The sequence below is a fragment of the Butyrivibrio sp. INlla16 genome, assembly GCF_900104155.1.
GTDB lineage: Bacteria > Bacillota > Clostridia > Lachnospirales > Lachnospiraceae > Butyrivibrio.
In genome coordinates this window covers 1-15,961 of sequence record NZ_FMYB01000065.1, presented here as the reverse complement: position 1 = coordinate 15,961, position 15,961 = coordinate 1, and the positions used below count along the sequence as shown (strand labels likewise).

Annotated in this window: 23 protein-coding genes, 1 tRNA gene and 2 pseudogenes; 7 read left to right on the top strand and 19 right to left on the bottom strand. The window is 40.0% G+C overall.

The features are described 5' to 3' along the window. Positions 1 to 261: 261 nt before the first annotated feature. Both BLR42_RS23085 and nudC read right to left on the bottom strand, forming a co-directional pair. Positions 262 to 423, bottom strand: coding sequence for a hypothetical protein (locus BLR42_RS23085; RefSeq protein WP_170832894.1), 162 nt, complete (start codon positions 421 to 423; stop codon positions 262 to 264). 41 nt (positions 424 to 464) lie between these two features. Beyond that, a complete protein-coding gene (gene nudC, locus BLR42_RS19735; RefSeq protein ID WP_330387407.1) occupies positions 465 to 1,223 on the bottom strand; it encodes an NAD(+) diphosphatase in 759 nt (252 codons plus the stop codon). A 211-nt stretch (positions 1,224 to 1,434) separates the two neighbouring features. Here nudC and BLR42_RS19730 point away from each other — a divergent pair, with 211 nt between their 5' ends. After that, positions 1,435 to 1,827 carry a pyridoxamine 5'-phosphate oxidase family protein gene (locus BLR42_RS19730; RefSeq protein WP_091872885.1) on the top strand — a complete coding sequence of 131 codons (393 nt, stop codon included), beginning with the start codon at positions 1,435 to 1,437 and terminating at the stop codon, positions 1,825 to 1,827. A gap of 83 nt (positions 1,828 to 1,910) precedes the next feature. On the opposite strand, the gene BLR42_RS19725 is transcribed toward BLR42_RS19730, so the two are convergent. Continuing rightward, positions 1,911 to 3,188 (bottom strand): class I SAM-dependent rRNA methyltransferase, encoded by a 1,278-nt coding sequence (locus tag BLR42_RS19725; protein ID WP_091872883.1) that lies wholly within the window; start codon positions 3,186 to 3,188, stop codon positions 1,911 to 1,913. Positions 3,189 to 3,369: 181 nt separating this feature from the next. Between BLR42_RS19725 and BLR42_RS19720 the strand changes: the two genes are divergently transcribed. Then, positions 3,370 to 3,443: transfer RNA gene (locus BLR42_RS19720), tRNA-Pro, on the top strand. Positions 3,444 to 3,550: 107 nt separating this feature from the next. On the opposite strand, the gene BLR42_RS19715 is transcribed toward BLR42_RS19720, so the two are convergent. The 4 genes from BLR42_RS19715 to BLR42_RS19705 all read right to left on the bottom strand — a co-directional run bounded on the left by BLR42_RS19715 (position 3,551) and on the right by BLR42_RS19705 (position 6,741). Continuing rightward, positions 3,551 to 4,753 (bottom strand): tyrosine-type recombinase/integrase, encoded by a 1,203-nt coding sequence (locus BLR42_RS19715; RefSeq protein WP_091872880.1) that lies wholly within the window; start codon positions 4,751 to 4,753, stop codon positions 3,551 to 3,553. A 3-nt stretch (positions 4,754 to 4,756) separates the two neighbouring features. Beyond that, positions 4,757 to 4,969 carry a helix-turn-helix domain-containing protein gene (locus tag BLR42_RS19710; RefSeq protein WP_091872877.1) on the bottom strand — a complete coding sequence of 71 codons (213 nt, stop codon included), beginning with the start codon at positions 4,967 to 4,969 and terminating at the stop codon, positions 4,757 to 4,759. Position 4,970: 1 nt separating this feature from the next. Next, positions 4,971 to 5,126, bottom strand: a complete 156-nt coding sequence (locus tag BLR42_RS23080; protein WP_170832893.1) for a hypothetical protein — start codon at positions 5,124 to 5,126, stop codon at positions 4,971 to 4,973. 445 nt (positions 5,127 to 5,571) lie between these two features. Then, entirely contained in the window at positions 5,572 to 6,741 is a 1,170-nt protein-coding gene (locus BLR42_RS19705; RefSeq protein ID WP_091872875.1) for an IS110 family RNA-guided transposase, read from the bottom strand. A gap of 260 nt (positions 6,742 to 7,001) precedes the next feature. On the opposite strand from BLR42_RS19705, the gene BLR42_RS19700 reads away from it, so the two are divergent. From BLR42_RS19700 to BLR42_RS19690, 3 genes and pseudogenes are all read left to right on the top strand, one after another. Further along, the gene (locus BLR42_RS19700) at positions 7,002 to 7,646 is read left to right on the top strand and encodes a helix-turn-helix domain-containing protein (RefSeq protein WP_091872872.1); all 645 of its coding nucleotides are present in this window, start codon (positions 7,002 to 7,004) and stop codon (positions 7,644 to 7,646) included. 14 nt (positions 7,647 to 7,660) lie between these two features. Further along, a complete protein-coding gene (locus BLR42_RS19695) occupies positions 7,661 to 8,851 on the top strand; it encodes a PDDEXK nuclease domain-containing protein (RefSeq protein ID WP_091872895.1) in 1,191 nt (396 codons plus the stop codon). A 176-nt stretch (positions 8,852 to 9,027) separates the two neighbouring features. After that, a pseudogene (locus tag BLR42_RS19690) lies at positions 9,028 to 9,261 on the top strand (transposase); the annotation flags it as partial. 132 nt (positions 9,262 to 9,393) lie between these two features. On the opposite strand, the gene BLR42_RS24280 reads toward BLR42_RS19690, so the two are convergent. From BLR42_RS24280 to BLR42_RS19635, 11 genes are all read right to left on the bottom strand, one after another. Continuing rightward, positions 9,394 to 9,663: a GNAT family N-acetyltransferase gene (locus tag BLR42_RS24280; protein WP_091872870.1), complete on the bottom strand. Its 270-nt coding sequence runs from the start codon at positions 9,661 to 9,663 to the stop codon at positions 9,394 to 9,396. 29 nt (positions 9,664 to 9,692) lie between these two features. After that, positions 9,693 to 10,535, bottom strand: coding sequence for a hypothetical protein (locus BLR42_RS19680; protein WP_091872867.1), 843 nt, complete (start codon positions 10,533 to 10,535; stop codon positions 9,693 to 9,695). Beyond that, on the bottom strand, positions 10,532 to 10,747 hold the full coding sequence (locus BLR42_RS19675; protein ID WP_091872864.1) for a hypothetical protein: 216 nt from the start codon (positions 10,745 to 10,747) through the stop codon (positions 10,532 to 10,534). Before BLR42_RS19675 ends, BLR42_RS19680 begins: the two co-directional genes overlap by 4 nt. Before the next feature lie 289 nt (positions 10,748 to 11,036). Next, positions 11,037 to 11,366 carry a tetratricopeptide repeat protein gene (locus BLR42_RS19670; protein ID WP_091872862.1) on the bottom strand — a complete coding sequence of 110 codons (330 nt, stop codon included), beginning with the start codon at positions 11,364 to 11,366 and terminating at the stop codon, positions 11,037 to 11,039. Between the two features lie 36 nt (positions 11,367 to 11,402). Beyond that, a complete protein-coding gene (locus BLR42_RS19665) occupies positions 11,403 to 11,807 on the bottom strand; it encodes a GNAT family N-acetyltransferase (RefSeq protein ID WP_091872859.1) in 405 nt (134 codons plus the stop codon). 5 nt (positions 11,808 to 11,812) lie between these two features. Then, positions 11,813 to 12,301 (bottom strand): GNAT family N-acetyltransferase, encoded by a 489-nt coding sequence (locus tag BLR42_RS19660; RefSeq protein ID WP_091872856.1) that lies wholly within the window; start codon positions 12,299 to 12,301, stop codon positions 11,813 to 11,815. 7 nt (positions 12,302 to 12,308) lie between these two features. Then, positions 12,309 to 12,512, bottom strand: a complete 204-nt coding sequence (locus BLR42_RS19655; protein WP_207648584.1) for a PDDEXK nuclease domain-containing protein — start codon at positions 12,510 to 12,512, stop codon at positions 12,309 to 12,311. 41 nt (positions 12,513 to 12,553) lie between these two features. Further along, entirely contained in the window at positions 12,554 to 12,997 is a 444-nt protein-coding gene (locus BLR42_RS19650) for a GNAT family N-acetyltransferase (RefSeq protein WP_170832892.1), read from the bottom strand. Between the two features lie 146 nt (positions 12,998 to 13,143). Next, complete coding sequence (locus BLR42_RS19645; RefSeq protein ID WP_170832891.1) at positions 13,144 to 13,665, bottom strand: GNAT family N-acetyltransferase; 522 nt, start codon at positions 13,663 to 13,665, stop codon at positions 13,144 to 13,146. A 37-nt stretch (positions 13,666 to 13,702) separates the two neighbouring features. Next, positions 13,703 to 14,197: a GNAT family N-acetyltransferase gene (locus tag BLR42_RS19640; protein ID WP_207648583.1), complete on the bottom strand. Its 495-nt coding sequence runs from the start codon at positions 14,195 to 14,197 to the stop codon at positions 13,703 to 13,705. 23 nt (positions 14,198 to 14,220) lie between these two features. Further along, positions 14,221 to 14,796 carry a hypothetical protein gene (locus tag BLR42_RS19635; protein ID WP_242879446.1) on the bottom strand — a complete coding sequence of 192 codons (576 nt, stop codon included), beginning with the start codon at positions 14,794 to 14,796 and terminating at the stop codon, positions 14,221 to 14,223. A 173-nt stretch (positions 14,797 to 14,969) separates the two neighbouring features. Between BLR42_RS19635 and BLR42_RS19630 the strand changes: the two genes are divergently transcribed. Both BLR42_RS19630 and BLR42_RS24275 read left to right on the top strand, forming a co-directional pair. After that, a complete protein-coding gene (locus tag BLR42_RS19630; protein ID WP_242879445.1) occupies positions 14,970 to 15,344 on the top strand; it encodes an ATP-binding protein in 375 nt (124 codons plus the stop codon). Further along, positions 15,242 to 15,508, top strand: coding sequence for a winged helix-turn-helix domain-containing protein (locus BLR42_RS24275; protein WP_369094664.1), 267 nt, complete (start codon positions 15,242 to 15,244; stop codon positions 15,506 to 15,508). The genes BLR42_RS19630 and BLR42_RS24275 overlap by 103 nt, the downstream gene beginning before the upstream one ends. 194 nt (positions 15,509 to 15,702) lie before the next feature. Here the strand turns inward: BLR42_RS24275 and BLR42_RS23075 are convergent. Continuing rightward, positions 15,703 to 15,961 (bottom strand): annotated as a pseudogene (locus BLR42_RS23075) (hypothetical protein); the annotation flags it as partial.

The window sequence follows — 15,961 nt, the reverse complement described above, 5'->3', positions numbered from 1 at the left end:
CTGGCAGATATATAAAATTCAATCTGTGCAGTAGCTGCCCTTACGAAGAAGAAGTATTCCAGATTTTCGATAACATCTGGCAGCTGAAGGTGCAGTTGGAATAGTAACTGTTAACGTACCTTGACAACCAAAAAGCCATTCTCAGGAAGCTATAGGGATAGTCTACCCTTTTTCAGCTTTCGAACGCGCCATTTTCAGCGTTCGCGCTTCGAAAAAATATCCAAAGCGATTTTTGAATGGTTCTAAGGTGTCATGAATAATTCAGGTTAAACTGATTATTGTACTTAATACGAAGCTGATGATAAATCCGGGAACCGTGAAGTGTCCTGAAGTGAGCGTGCCCACAAGAGAAAGTGCAAGACTCATAAGAATTCCCATTCTGATTGCCATCTGTCTACCGATTTTTCTCATCTGTTCTTCCATGCGAAAACCCTCCGTTTTCCGGTGTGCCTGTTAACTTTTCTCTAGATAAAGTCCTCGGGATGTTCCTTAAAATGCATCATCATTGTTGCAGTAAGGCTAAGATTACTGTTCTCTTTTCCGATATCCTCTCTCTTAACCCACTCGGCTATGGCGAGCTCATCACGATCAATATTAACATCACCGTCGCCGTCAAGTTCACAGAAATATCCAAGCAAAAGATTTGAATCGAATCCCCAGGGCTGACTTGCAAAGTATCTTATATTCTTTACCTTAAGCCCGACTTCCTCCATAACCTCACGTCTTACAGTATCCTCCGCGGACTCTCCTATCTCGCAAAAGCCTGCAATAAGAGCATTTCCTTTATATGGCCTTCCCACATATTTTGTCATCATGATCTTATCCTTGTCCGTTACCCCAACGATAACAGCAGGGCATATCTTAGGATAAATGATGTTGCCGCATCTTGGGCACCTAAGAGCTCTCTCCTTGTCGTAAACGACCGTCTCCCTGCCGCACCTTCCGCAGAACTTGTTGTCGCGGTACCAGACATAGAGGTGATATGCTGTCATCCCGGCAAAGCACAGATATCCCGGATTTGCATTTCTGAGAACTCTGATATCTTCATATCTGTACTCGTGCTCCGGAGATCTGTCCACCGAGATATCGGAAATATAAAATCCGTACTCTCTTTTGGGCAGGAAAAAACGCATATCGTCAATTTCAAAGAGAAAGACCATCTCCTTTTTATCTATTCCTATCTCATCTGCCTTAGGAAAACTAATCTCTCCGTTTTCTCCCAAAACGCACAAAAGCTCCCTTCCCCGAAAAGAAAACACGTAATCTCCGGAGACAGGAAGCTCAGCTTTATACTCATTATGAAATTTCCTGGGTGATATATCCTGAATCATATAATGATTGTAACATCATCTAATCTTCATTTCGATACCTTGTAATATAAATAACAGAAAGTTATAATTTATTTTATACAATTTAAATAAAAGGAGGCTTATCATGCAGGAAGTTTATGAATTTTTAAAAAAATGCGGCACTTATTATCTGGCAACAGTTGACGGAGAGCAGCCCAGAGTACGCCCCTTCGGAACAGTAGATATTTTTGAGGATAAGCTTTACATCCAGACAGGCAAAGTAAAGGATGTTTCCAAGCAGATCCAGGCCAATCCCAAGGTGGAAATCTGTGGTTTCACCGAAGGCAAATGGGTTCGCGTTGCAGGAGAACTTGTACGCGATGACAGAATTGAAGCAAAGCAGCATATGCTTGATGCTTATCCGTCTCTTCAGGGCATGTACAAGGCTGATGATGATAATACAGAAGTTCTTTACTTTAAGAACGCTACCGCAACCTTCTCTTCCTTTACCGACGCGCCCAAGGTTGTACAATTCTGATAACCTATAAAAATATAATTATGCCACCGGCTTATCAAAGTACCGGTGGCATTTTTCTCTAGATATCCTTATATAAAAAAATCTTACAATTCCTCAACGACCTGGAAAATATAGAATTTTAAATAAAATGATGCATCGTTAGACCAAAGTATAGGATGGTCCGCAGCCTGCTGCCTGAATTCTACCTGACGAAGCTGCTTATGGGCACTCCTTGCTGCCTCTCTGATCGTCTTTGCAAAAAGCTCCTCATCCATAAAATGAGAACATGAACAGGTTGCCAGATATCCACCGTTTTTCACAAGCTTCATTCCCCTGATATTAATCTCCCTGTAGCCCGTGACAGCCTTCTTAATCGAAGCTCTCGATTTTGTAAAGGCCGGTGGATCAAGGATTACCACATCATACTGCTCGTTCTGCTTCTCAAGGTCCGGCAAAAGGTCAAACACATCCGCGCATTGGAATTTTATTATGTTTTCAAGCCCGTTAAGCTTTGCATTTTCCTCCGCCTGAGCACAGCCCACGTCCGATGCATCAACTGCATGGACAGAACTTGCACCTGCTGCCGCAGCGTTAAGTCCAAAAGATCCGGTATGAGTAAAGCAGTCAAGGACCTTCTTCCCCTTACAAAGTGATGCTATAGCCCTTCTGTTATTCTTCTGATCCAGGAAAAATCCAGTTTTCTGGCCGTTCTCAACATCTACATAATACTTTACTCCGTTTTCCTCAATGAGCACCTTTGTATCAAAAGGCTCACCTATAAAGCCTTTGGTTCTCTCAAGACCTTCCTGCTCTCTGACCTTGGCATCGCTTCTCTCATATATTCCCCTTATGACCACGCCGTCTTCTGAGAGCACCTTCTTACACAGATCAAGAATAATGTTCTTCATCCTGTCTGTACCAAGAGCAAGCGACTCAATGACAAGTACATCGGAAAACTTATCAATTGTAATTCCCGGAAGAAAATCTGCCTCACCAAAAATCAGGCGGCATGAAAGCTTCTGCAGAGCTTCCTTTTCATCAGTTCCCGAAAGCCTGGCATCATACCCGTATAACTCAGGGTTCATAACCGTTTTTCTGTAACCCCACGCATTTCTTATACGAGTTTCCAAAAGCTCCTCATTTACAGGATGCTCTTTTCTTCTCGACATCATGCGCACTCTTATCTTGGAATTGGTATTAATAAAACCGTATCCCATAAAGTATCCATCATGATCAAGCACATCGACAATATCACCATTATCAAAGCTGCCCTCTACTCTGTTTATCTCATTATCAAAAACCCAGGCTCCGCCGGCCTTGATTGTTCTCCCCTCGCCCTTTTTCAAAATTACCTTTGCATCAGCAACAACAATTGCACTCATAATTATGCCTTTCTTCGCTCACCTATTGACAAAATAACACTTTATATTGTATCATACTTTTTGCTGCGAAAGTCTCTACGGCTTTTGCTTTACATATAACGGAATGTGGCTCAGTTTGGTAGAGCGCTGCGTTCGGGACGTTGCGCTGCAACAGCATATTTCAATTGAATAACACTTCCATCGGGGTGTGGCTCAGCTTGGTAGAGCGCGTCGTTCGGGACGACGAGGCCGCAGGTTCGAATCCTGTCACCCCGATTTTTTATGCCCTAATTCTAACTTTTTTCTAACTTTTTCTGTTTATTCCTTCGCTTATTATTCTAAAATGATTTTTTCACTTTTTGCCTCATAAAAGTATCGTTTTACTACTCTTTGTATTCCTTCAGTGGAATCAGTCCATTCATAGCATGGGATATTGCTTTTTTTGCTTCCTTCTCCTTGACCTTAGCATATATTTTAAGAGTAGTAGCGTAGTCTGCATGTCCTACCCACTTCTGAATACTCTTAACATCCATATTCTGGTGGACCAGTATTGATACACATGAGCTCCTAAGCCCGTGGAATGTGATGTTTTGTGGTAACTCGGGCATCTTCTTGATGAGCTTTCTGAAGGTCTTTGTCGGATGATCCGGATAAAAAAGCGACCCATCAACGTGTTTGAAGATGTAGTCGCTTTCGATATAACTATTACCGCAGAGTTTGCGATTATTATTCTCTTTTTCCTTTAATTTAAGGAACATATCTATCTGTTCATCCGTCAGAGGATACTCTCTGGCACTTGACTCTGTCTTAGTGGTATTTGCCCTTGTGACAGTTGTTCCTTTGGTCACAGTGTGGTTAATCTTCATAAGCTTGTTCTTAAAGTCGATAGCTTGCCAGCGAAGTCCCAACACTTCCTCTCGTCTCAGACCAAAAAACAGAGTGACATAGAAGAGCTCGTACAGTTCATGCTCCTTTATACCACTCAAGAATAACTGAGCTTCTTCATATGAGAAGAACTCATCATCTTCCGTTTTGTCTTTTATATGCTCCGATGCAAGCTTCTTGTTTATTACAACCCCTTTTACCGGATTGTAGGCAATGATGCCATCCTTGAATGCCTGATCCATAACGCCACCCAGAAAGACCTTTGTATCCTTCACAGTTCTTGGCTGAACATCGTAAGCAATGAACATATTATCCAGAAAGTTCTCAACCATGATCTCGTTGACATCCTTAACCTTAGTATCTCCAAAGAAGCTCTTTATCCTATTACCTCTATGGACATAAGATTCATAGGTTGTGTCTGCGACCTCCCTCTTTTTCTTACTGAGAAAATGATCAGTATAATCAGAGATAGTGATATTTCTGTCTACAGGAGCTGTTGTCTTCCTACTAATGAGACGTTCTCTTGCTTCAGAAGCTTTCTTGACGTTCTCGGGAGTATCCGCAAGCTTTGTGGCTATCCACTTCTTCTCAGACTTCTTTTTCCCATCCTTGATAATATTCTGAGAAACTACTATATAAAGATAGCCTCTCTTCCCCTGTATTCCGGGAGCTCTTTTGCCATCCTTCTTAGGTCTTGCCATGCCTTAACTTGCCTCCTTGATAAACTCCATGTCAGGGTACATGAATTCCAAGAGATAAAGCTTGGGAATTCTGTACTTACCTGCAATCATGATGGATTTTATTGTGCCGTTCTTCAGATAGTCGTAAACTGTGTTACGACCTATCTGAAGGATCTTCTTGACATCTTCCGGCTTAAGAATGTCATTGTACTCTGCTAACATATTTCTGTATTCCATATCAGCCAGCCCTCCTTCCTTTGTTATTTCGCATTTCTTCGATCATTTCCTTGACTGCTTCGTGGGGCGTAGGATCTTTAACACCACATATATCTCTTCGATCCAACATCACCAGTTTCAATTTGCGATTAGCTCTCTGCTTTGCTCGTGTTTTCATTGTTATCATCCTCCTTTCAAACACGCTAAAAAAGCTTTTTGTATCGTCGACATCCGGTTTTCTTGGGAAACACTTTTGGTGACATCCAATCATCCGGGAAACTACGGGTTCTTATGAACCATGTTATTTTGTTTTTGTTATAGCTCTTCGTGAAATATATTATCTTAAGCTATAATTATAGTATCAATATTATTTTAATGTGTCAATATTAGGATATGCTATATTTATAAAGTTTAATATATTTCATTTACAAGATGTGATAAAATATAGTCTGTAATAGAAAGACTAACTATTAAAAGTCAATAGATATTTCATATATATTGGTCAAGACACAGAAATGTGTTTTAGATAGTGGCAGAAGTCTTACTTCTGCAATCAGTACTTTGAAAACTGCATGACAAATAGAGCATCCATAAGGGTGCTCGTAGAAAAGGTAAAAAAGAGCTTATCCGTGGTATGGCTCGCCTGTAAGTTCCATACGGTAGATCAATCTAACAAGCTTTTTTGCAGCATGGGAAACGGCAACACTATAGTGTTTCCCTTCGCCTATCTTTTTGGAAAGATAGATACCATATGATTCGTCCCACTTGCATACGAATTTAGTTGCATTAAAGAGGGCATAGCGAAGATAGCTGGAGCCTCGCTTCTCCATATGTGAATGGGATGAGTTCAATTGACCTGATTGATAGGTTGAAGGTGACATACCTGCATAAGCAAGGATCTTATCTGCACTTGAGAAACGTGTAAAATCACCTATTTCAGCAAGTATCATGGCGCCCATTCTGTAACTGATTCCAGGAATTGTCATTATAGGTGAGTTACAGGTATCCATGATAGATTTGATTGATTTTTCAACCTCCTCAATCTCAGCTGTAAGGACATCTATCAGATGAATGGTGTGTTTCAGCTCTAACGATTTAGATGGCATTACAGAACCAATAGAATCCCTCGCTGCATTCCTGATTGTACGTGCAACTTCATCGCCGTATCTGCCTCTTGAAGCAGTATAGAGCACGGATTTCAGATGGGTAAGATGACAAGAAGCGATGTAAGATGCACCAGGCATTTCTGAGAGTAGTGCATAGACAGAAGCCATATGCAAGGTTGGCACAAGCTTCTCAAGCTCTGGAAAAAGAATGTTCACCAGTCTCGAAACGGAAGATTTTAACTTGGCACGTTCTTGAACTTTATCGAAACGATAACGGGTTAATGACTTCAGCTCCTCGCTGTGATATGATGTGTCTGAGTAGGGCTTGAGAGTCTTATCAGTCATTAACATCATAGCAATCGAATAGGCATCGACTTTATCCGTTTTCGTCTTTCTAAGGCTTAGACCTTTTCTGTAAAGATTTGTATGTAACGGGTTGATAACATAGGTGGTCAGACCTTTATCAATGAGCGAACCTAGGATATTGAGTGAATAGTGACCGGTAGCTTCAAGGCCTACTTTTATTTCTGCCTTATTTTTGGTCAGTTCAGATATCTTCTGATAAAGCTCATCGTAGCCTGCCTTGTTGTTTGGGATTGTGAATACCGGAAACAGCTTTTCGGCTTCGGATCCCAGGATAGAGCAGTCGTGCTTATCCTTAGCTACATCGATACCAACATAGATCATACACATGATCCTCCCATAAAAGTATTTGATGCTGCTGTAAGATCCACAGGGCTCTCTGCCGGATGTAACCTCGTTCTACATAAACCGTCATGCGGTATCTAACTGATTAACATTGTGACAAAGAGGCTGTGGTTGGAGCCTTTCTATAACCGTCCATGCGGTAGGAGACCAAGACCAATCCACAGCATCTTTAACAGCATACCCGATACCTAAGAACAGGTAAAGAATGGGTATGACTATATAATACGAGGAGCATAACCATGGGTGATAAAGAAAACTTGTTTGGAGAGCGTTTGAAAATGCTACGATCTTTACAGGGTAATAAGTCCCAGAAGGATTTTGCTGTAGAGCTTGGCATTCCTCAGCCTACGCTGTCATCCTATGAAAGTGGAAAAATAAAACCTACAGTTGATGCCATCATCAATATCGCTGATAAATGCGGAGTTTCAATGGACTGGTTATGTGGTCGTGATGAAACATTCCACCTAGGTAGTCTTGGCGATGTATTATCATGTTTCCTGGAACTGTATGAGACAAATGAGTTTTCAATAAAGACTACGATACATGACCGTGTAGATATAGAATCAAAAGATGCTACTGAGGATGAAAAGCGCAACTGGATAGAGTTGAAGATCTATCATAACGAAGTTTTCCATGATTCGAAGGCTACGCTAAATCAAGATTTATGCTCAGCCATTGAGAAAGCATATAAGCTTACAAATGAGCTGCGTCGCTTTGAGCGGTCACAAGAAAGCTATGAGCGTGAGAAGCAGTATTTTATAGATAATATGAGAAGTGTTCCGATCACTAAGATTGACCATTCTGATATTCCGGAAGATGAACAGAGAAAGCGTATGTTGGAACTTATGAAGGCAGAATGGGAAGCGATGGAAAACAAGAATTAATAACGGAGGGTGTTATGACAACAAGTGAAAAACCTCGTGCTGTCCGTTCACATGACATTATCCTTGATAATGATTATGTAGAATGGATTCATGATATAAAATTGAGATTTCAAAGCTCACAACAGAAGGCGGCTGTAAAGGTAAATTACGAGCAGCTATTTTTCAATTGGCAGCTTGGAAGAGATATCGTAACCAGAAAGGCTGAACAAAAATGGGGAAGTGGTATAGTAGAACAGTTAAGCCTTGACTTACAGGCAGCATTCCCTGATGCCAAAGGGTTTAGTACGACAAATCTCTGGTATATGAAGAAATGGTTTTTATTCTATTCAACCGAACTCCAAAAACTCCACCAGCTTGGTGGAGTTTTCCCAACGGAATTAAAAAAGAATGCTGAACAAATGACAAACGCAGATTTTGAAAAACTCCAACACCTTGGTGGAGAATTAGATTTTCCAGTTATATTCAGCTTTGTTCCTTGGCGTCATCATATAGAAATAATAACAAAATGCAAAGATGTAGATGAAGCAATTTTCTATATTCAAAGAACGATAGAAGATGGATTGAGCCGCAATGCTCTCGATGACATTATTCGCGCTGATTTATATCATACAAAAGGAGCCGCTCTTACCAATTTTGGAGACAAGCTCCCTGCAATACAAGGTCAATTGGCACAAGAAATTCTAAAAAGCAATTATGATCTTGGTTTTGTTAGCTTACCTAAGGGATATGATGAGGATGCACTGGAGGATGTTCTCGAACAGCACATGACTCGTTTTTTACTTGAGCTTGGTGATGGCTGGGCATTTATAGGCAGGCAAAAGGAGATAATCATAGCTGGGAAAACAAGAAAAATCGATCTGCTTTTCTATCATATTTACCTGCGTTGTTATGTGGTATTAGAACTTAAGGTCAAACCATTTGATCCTGAATTTGCCGGAAAACTGAATTTTTATGTTAATGCAGTAAATGAATTTGTAAAAAGGGATAGCGATAACCCTACAATAGGACTATTGATATGCAAAGACATGGATCGTACTGAGGTGCAACTCGCTTTTCAAGGTATTACTACACCAATGGGTGTGGCAACCTACGACAATGTACAGATTAAAAAGATTCAAGAACAATTACCTACAGCAGAACAGTTCCAGAAACAGATAGAATTAGCTGAGAAAGAATATAAGATGAGTCTTCACAACGAAGATTAACTATGAAATGAGGTACTAATAGTTTAAGGCACTGGAGAAAAAGTTCCAGTGAGAGTGTCAAGTAAAGTGTGTAAGTTTATTTATTTGAGTGTGTGAAAAAATCTCTGTAAAAACGGAATAACACCATTCTAACGAGGTCTCCTAAGGTAAAATAAATCTTAAGGAGGCCTTTTATTATGGCAAAAGAAAAGAAACCCGTACACAAAGTTCAGATGACAGACGGTAAGCGTCAGATTATCCAACAACTCCTCCAGGAGTATGACATCGAAACCGCAGAAGACATACAGGATGCTCTCAAGGATCTCTTAGGCGGTGCCATCAAAGAAATGATGGAAGCTGAAATGGATGATCATCTTGGATATCAGAAGTCTGAACGCTATGACAGCGACGATTACCGTAATGGATACAAGACAAACTTGAATTGGGAATGAACCATTCCCAAGGGCGTTATAACTCTTTACTATTTGTTATTTCATCATCCGCAAACCCTTATAAATACTAAATTTGCAGATGTTTTACTTTCCCTTATGATTTCCCTTGTGTTATATCGTCCCATAGTGCTTTATGAGTACTGATAAGGGAAAAAGCAAGGGAAAGATTCTACGGTAACACAATATAACACCTAACGGGCAATCAAACTGTTGAAATGCTATTTTGAATATCAATCCCTTACCTCTATATTCAGGTTTTATATATAATCTCTTAGCCTCGGCCATATCATCATTAATCTTCTTAATGGCTATAGTTGCTATAGGCTTTTCATTCTCATAGCCAAGAAGTAAGGCTCCTAACCATACAATTCCTCGTCCCAAAACTCATAGCCTAACTCCGTCCCTAGTGGTCACTCCATATTTTCCTTAACAATATCAAGCGCCCCACCCAGAAACGCTTCGATACTCTCGCGCTCGTCAAAGCACCTCTTGACCTTGTCCATTATACTCTCGTCTGTACCGCGCAAAGGCTCGTAGAACTGCGGATACGCCTTATTATCATATAGCGTAAACTTTCGCACTCCGGGCTCATTCAGTGTCGGATCGACCACAATTTCCTGTAAGTACCAAAGTGGCTCAGGCCACACCGGATCCGGCAAAGTAACACCTTTCATCTCACACAACTTCTCGTAAAAAATCATGTGATTGATTTCGTGAACCGCCCCTGAGAATACGCGCTCCTCATCCTGGTATGAGACAAAAAAACACTTATCCTGCGAACTGCGTGGATAGAAAGGGATGTAGCCTACATAGCAGATTATCTCCGGCTGACTTTCCTTCCACTCGTAGTTAAAAAGCGCACAGGAAGCCTCTATAAACTGCGGAATAAATGAATCAAACTTCTCAGTGAAATATTGAATTCTCTGTCGAATTTCTGCCTCATTGTCGGCGAGACGCTTAATCACTGCTTGCCTTATAGCCATGTCGCGCTCCGCCTTGTCTTCTATCTCTGCGACGTCCTTAAGCTCAGGACACAAGGCAATTGTCTTATCGTAGAACGGCCTTGTCGTATTCTTTTGCTTGTCGCGACTCAAAAAATTCTTTATAAATCTTGCATTATCTTCCGGATCAATCGGAAGAACCCTAACCCTTGGAATAAACACTATCCGATTCCCTCTCAAGAATGTCCCCTTGCGGGCAGCTTCCAGCTCTTTATCATCAATGATCTTAATTTGTTTAGTCCTCTCGCTCATCTCTCCCATTTGAAAATTCTTTTATTTTTTATAATCTGGTAAATACACAACAATAAAGGGTATCCAACAAATTTTTTATGTTCAAAAAAATCTAGAAGATAGTCTGTTGCATTTTCTGCCGTCCAATCTATGCCCCAATGTTCTATCGGAAATGCTTTTGCATAAATCGCACCACATTGTGCTAAAGCACTGTATTTCATAATTCTGATCATATTACTACCTCGCTAACAAAAATCCGATTGGGAATGAACCATTCCCAAGGGCGTTATAACTCTTTACCATTTGTTGTTTCATCATCCGCAAACCCTTATGAATACTAAATTTGCAGATGTTTTACTTTTCCTTATGATTTCCCTTGTGTTATATCGTCCCATAGTACTTTACAAATGCTGATAAGGGAAAAAACAAGGGAAAGATTCTACGGTAACACAATATAACACCTAACTGGCAATCGAACTGTTGAAATGCTTTTTATACATGAATTTGGAATTCACCAAATTCTCATTTTTTGCCTTTATCAACAGTCTGCTCAATCATTTTCAACCGACTATTCGCCAACTTAGTATATGCGTCAATCCATCCCGCTTCTTGCTCTGTAACATCCTCTTGAACAGAGCAATATTCCAAAAAATCTTTATACCCATGCTTCGCTGATTTATAATCCTTAGCATGATAAAAATTATCAGCCACTTCAAATAAAGCCTTAAAGCGTAGAGGGTGCGTATCATTGCATTCAAAGAATTCTTTATATAGTTTACGGGAATAAGTATAGTCTCCGCCCTTTTGGAGTTCCTGCGCCCGAATAAGCATCTCTGGAATATCTATGTTCACAAATATCACCTACAACTTTTTAATATTAGTGTGACGTTAATGACATTTCATGAATCCACAACATCCTATTTCTGACATTTCCGCAAAGCCCATTGATTTGTAAAAGGCCACGGTTTTAGCTGTATTATCAGTCGCGAGTTCTATCTGTCGCACATTAGGATAACGATTCAGTATTTCTTTAAGCAGAGCAGTTCCGATTCCCTGTCTTTGCTTGTCAGGAAAAACAAGAATATCTTGTACAAAAACTATTGTTGCTCCGTCACCTACAGTTCTTATAATTCCAAGAAGTTCTTCTCCATCATATGCTGCCAATACCAACATGGAATTTTTGAACCCCTCTCGTAAAGCTGGCATATTCTCCGTGTAAGCAGTCCAACCAACTGCGTTATAAAGGCGGGATATTTCTTCCTCGTTATACTTTATATATTCTCTAATTTCCACTTCTTTTACTCCTTATCTTTTATCATTCTGACTTCAACAATAGGAGTTCCCAGTGTGAGTTCTTCCTCTCGTCCATCAAAGCGAAATCCGCATTTTTCGTAGAATTTGATTGCCCGTATATTATCTTTAAGTACCCAGACAGCCACCTGCGGATAATCAAGTTCTCCTAAACCGGCTTGCATAAGTGCCTGTCCAACACCGGTACCATAATAATCTTCTAATATATAGATTGCGAATATTTCTCCTGTATTAGATAGCTCCTCACTTCGATATTTTCCATAGCAAGAGAAGCCAACGGTTTTCCCATTATCTTTTGCGACGAACGTATTCTCCGGCCATTTAAACGCCCGTTCTTCACACTTTTCCAGCGTCAATGAATTCAGAAAATCCTGATTCACAATTCCTTTGTAAGCATCCTGCCATGACTTCCAATGAACATAAGCCTTTCCCTTAATCTCTTCATCAGATTGCATTTTCTTTATCTCGATGTTCATGTTAAAGTTACTCCTTATCTTCAATTTGCGGAATATTAGCCAATTCTTGCAGCTTCTTTCTAAGCACTTCTTTATCCGGCAACTGCAACTGGTACTGTGACACCATCATCGGCGACATAGTTCGGCTCATAGCATATTCAACAACTTCATCATTCTTTGATGCACAAAGTATCAGTCCTACACTTGGGAAAATTGGTGTCACCGTTAACATAACTTACACACTTTATTTTACATTGCCGATTTTGCATTGATTTAAAGGGCGGAAGTATATATACATACTTCCTTGCCCTTTTTATTTATAAACACATATCTGTCTGTTTCAAATCCACATCTTTCATGAAGTGCAATACTGGGCTTATTATCAACACGAACCTGGTCCTGTATGATTTTATAGCCGCGCTCTGTTGCAAGCATGAAAGCTTGTTTCATAGCCGCTGTAGCATATCCCTTGCTTCTTTCATCTAAATACACTTCAACACCAAGCGACACAATACTTCTGCTATGTTCCATCAACGAGATGTTACCAACTACTGCATTATCAGCAACAATTGCCATCATTTCGAAGTACTTACCTTCATATTCTAAAGTCTTCCAATCATTAATAATTGCTTCTATTTCTTCGATGCTGAGGTCAGGCCATTGTTTCTTTCTGATAGTTTCTGCGTCATCTTCTGTAAAGTGTCTAAGCAATATCATCTCAAATCCTCTGCTTTTTTCTTTTTTGGGAATACTCATTTGTTTTATTACAAAACATATATTCAATTTTTAATGATGCATCTGATTAGTTCTAAAGTCATGACATCATTATTTGTCCTCAATTAGCTAATGTAAATCCGAGGGTGTTATTCTTCGTAAAATCGGTATTCTAAACCGAATTGTTGTGGCTCGGATTCATTTTGCAGATAATCATAGCCTTCCTCAGACACAATCATAAAACCGGCCTTTTCATGTGTCCTCAAGGAGGCAATATTCTTTTTGCCAACACAATCGCAGATCCTAAAAGCACCTGTTTTTTTCAATGATTCGACTATTTCCGAAAGAAGCAATGATGCATATCCATTCCCCCTATAATCAGGACGTGTCTCCAGAGCCTCGAGGTAGTACAGACCAGATTGTATTTTGCTAATTCTACAAGCACTAATCCATACACCATCTTTTTCTAATACCCAATACGACGCGCCTTCCCGTGCCCAAAACTCATTCTGAAGATAGTCCAAAAATCTGTCTTCAACCATCTTAACTGCCACAGTTTTATCCACTTCGTCTGGGCAAAAATAATCTGTGTTTTCATAATTGCTTTCTGAATAAATATCCATCAGTTTTTTTGCATCAATATCCTTGTATGCATCAATTGTAATCAACATAAATAACTCGCTTTCAAACGATAGTTTTTCTACTTTTTTATAACCCAAATACCAAATCATCACCATCACGTTCTGGAAGAAGTTTGAATCCAAGGGATGCATAGAGTACTTGTGCCTTTTTATTAGCCTCTTCTGTTGCAAGTTTGATCATCGCATGAGGATCAGCTTCCTTCAATATGCAGATGGCAAGCTGAGCCGCCCCTTTACCGTATCCTTTTCCTTGATGGTCTTTATCAATATAGTAACTCCAGCTAAATGCATCCTTATCCAGCAACCAAGCCTTTAGATTGATAAATCCTACAGGCTTGTTCTCAACACTATATATTATGCAGGGATAATTATAATCCCTATCAAGAAACGCCCTTCCTATTTCAAACCATGATGGATTCACAAAGTCCTTCTGCTCCTCAGTAAGCTGACAATCATATGTGGAATATATCAAGTCATCCTGATTCAGTATTGGTTTTATAGATACCATCTCGTTTTTCCAAGTATCTTCCGGTAGTTGTTCAAGCCTTTCTCTTAATGTCATTTTTATTTCTATCCCCCTATTTGTCAGTCTCTTTCGTGCTCCAACATCTCCCATGCTTTTGGAAGCTTATTTCTTACAAATTTAGCATAGGAGCAGTCCGGCGTTTCCAGCATGTTCTTTTCTCTCATAGTATCAGCGACCATCTTGTACCAATATGTAAGCTGCGCTGATGTTTTATCTTCGTATCTACCGACTTTTAGTCTTCCTTGCTTAACATAATCCTGAAGAAACTCATAGGCATCATCTATTATGATCCTATCTTTTACTTCCAGTGGAACTATTCCTAGTCTTGCACATGGAATACTCTTGAACGGAATATACTGGTCATCATTTGCATCAACAACGTATATGCATCCGTTTACACCTTCTGACACTTCTCTGAATGCATTAGGATATAGTTCGTGATAAACCGGCACTTCCCCCGTTTCATCAAAACCGTAAGGAAACCAATAATACGGCTTCTCAACTGCATTGCACAGATACAGTGCTGCTACAGCGTCTATAGTTGTCATATATACATATGGTCTGTCATGATCCGCCAAGTGGGGCTCAAGAACATTTAACCCAAGCACATTACTACCGTGATATAATCGCAACATTTCCCTCCCCAACGTTTCTCTTTTTGTATCAAATGCTACTATCTTCTGATTCCGACGTCAATGAAATAAGTGTACGGAATTTTTAACCAGTAAGCATAGTTATTTATTCCATTCCAAGCCCACACGAAGGGCAGAGTTTATTTAAAAGCCTGCTTCTCATTCATAGAAGCTACTTGGTCGAATCCAAGATACAGATTTCCATTTTTGACGATAGAATCGAGGTTGTATCACCAGGAATGCTCTATGGCGGAATGGATATTGCGACCATGAAAACCGGAAGATCTAAATGCAGGAACCAGACAATCGCTGATATGTTCCAATACATGCACATAGTTGAAGCATGGGGAACCGGCATTCCCAGAATTATCAAGTCATGTAAGCAGTATGGTCTGCAAGAGCCAGTTTTCGAGGAATTTGGTGATGGAATCAAAGCTACTGTTTATAGATTACAAGCGACAAAAACAAGCGACAAGCGGCAAGAGCAAGCGGCAAGCGACAAAAGCAATCGACAAGCGGAAAAGACAATACTACTGAAAATAAAGAAATAATAGTTGCTTATATTACTGCTCAGGAAACCGCAAAGACATCAGAGATCGCTGAGCATATTGGCCTTAGTCAGCCTAGAATTAGAGCCATTCTATCCGAGCTTGTAGCTGAAGGAATAGTTGAAGCTGAAGGAGAAAGCCGGGCACGGTACTATATAATGCGATAAGTATTTTTCGAGATTCCAATATGGCATTTTGAAAACTGAAGCAAGTTGCTTCAGTAATTGGCCTGTCAACAACAATATCAAAAATCACATGCCAGATATGCGGCATGGTTACTATTCACGGTCTAAATACTTTTGGACATGACAAATCAGCGTACTTAATCAGCACGCTGATTCGCTATTAAGTTTCAGTATGATTATTTCTGTGAAGAGAAGATTTCCTCCACAGTATAAGGTTTACCATTGCATAGCCTGGACAGAGCTTCTATTTCATTTATCCCGTTACGACGGCATGTTTCGATATATGTCCTTATAAGGGCGTAATTATCCGCGGTATCAGTAGATGCAAACTGACCTGATACCTTCATTTTGGTTTTGATTCCTCTGAGTGATCTTTCCGACAGATTATTCGTTGTAGGTATTGAAAAATCGTAAATCCATGCGAAAAAGTTTTCT

Coding starts and splice junctions, on each gene's coding strand:
- BLR42_RS19700 (WP_091872872.1), top strand. CDS start 7,002: ATGGGTGATAAAGAAAACTTGTTTGGAGAGCGTTTGAAAATGCTACGA.
- BLR42_RS19695 (WP_091872895.1), top strand. CDS start 7,661: ATGACAACAAGTGAAAAACCTCGTGCTGTCCGTTCACATGACATTATC.
- BLR42_RS19730 (WP_091872885.1), top strand. CDS start 1,435: ATGCAGGAAGTTTATGAATTTTTAAAAAAATGCGGCACTTATTATCTG.
- BLR42_RS19715 (WP_091872880.1), bottom strand. CDS start 4,753: ATGGCAAGACCTAAGAAGGATGGCAAAAGAGCTCCCGGAATACAGGGG.
- BLR42_RS23080 (WP_170832893.1), bottom strand. CDS start 5,126: ATGAAAACACGAGCAAAGCAGAGAGCTAATCGCAAATTGAAACTGGTG.
- BLR42_RS23085 (WP_170832894.1), bottom strand. CDS start 423: ATGGAAGAACAGATGAGAAAAATCGGTAGACAGATGGCAATCAGAATG.
- BLR42_RS19650 (WP_170832892.1), bottom strand. CDS start 12,997: ATGATATTGCTTAGACACTTTACAGAAGATGACGCAGAAACTATCAGA.
- BLR42_RS19645 (WP_170832891.1), bottom strand. CDS start 13,665: ATGTTGATTACAATTGATGCATACAAGGATATTGATGCAAAAAAACTG.
- BLR42_RS19680 (WP_091872867.1), bottom strand. CDS start 10,535: ATGAGCGAGAGGACTAAACAAATTAAGATCATTGATGATAAAGAGCTG.
- BLR42_RS19640 (WP_207648583.1), bottom strand. CDS start 14,197: ATGACATTAAGAGAAAGGCTTGAACAACTACCGGAAGATACTTGGAAA.
- BLR42_RS19660 (WP_091872856.1), bottom strand. CDS start 12,301: ATGAACATCGAGATAAAGAAAATGCAATCTGATGAAGAGATTAAGGGA.
- BLR42_RS19635 (WP_242879446.1), bottom strand. CDS start 14,796: ATGTTGCGATTATATCACGGTAGTAATGTGCTTGGGTTAAATGTTCTT.
- BLR42_RS19710 (WP_091872877.1), bottom strand. CDS start 4,969: ATGGAATACAGAAATATGTTAGCAGAGTACAATGACATTCTTAAGCCG.
- BLR42_RS19725 (WP_091872883.1), bottom strand. CDS start 3,188: ATGAGTGCAATTGTTGTTGCTGATGCAAAGGTAATTTTGAAAAAGGGC.
- BLR42_RS19705 (WP_091872875.1), bottom strand. CDS start 6,741: ATGATCTATGTTGGTATCGATGTAGCTAAGGATAAGCACGACTGCTCT.
- BLR42_RS19655 (WP_207648584.1), bottom strand. CDS start 12,512: ATGTTAACGGTGACACCAATTTTCCCAAGTGTAGGACTGATACTTTGT.
- BLR42_RS19675 (WP_091872864.1), bottom strand. CDS start 10,747: ATGATCAGAATTATGAAATACAGTGCTTTAGCACAATGTGGTGCGATT.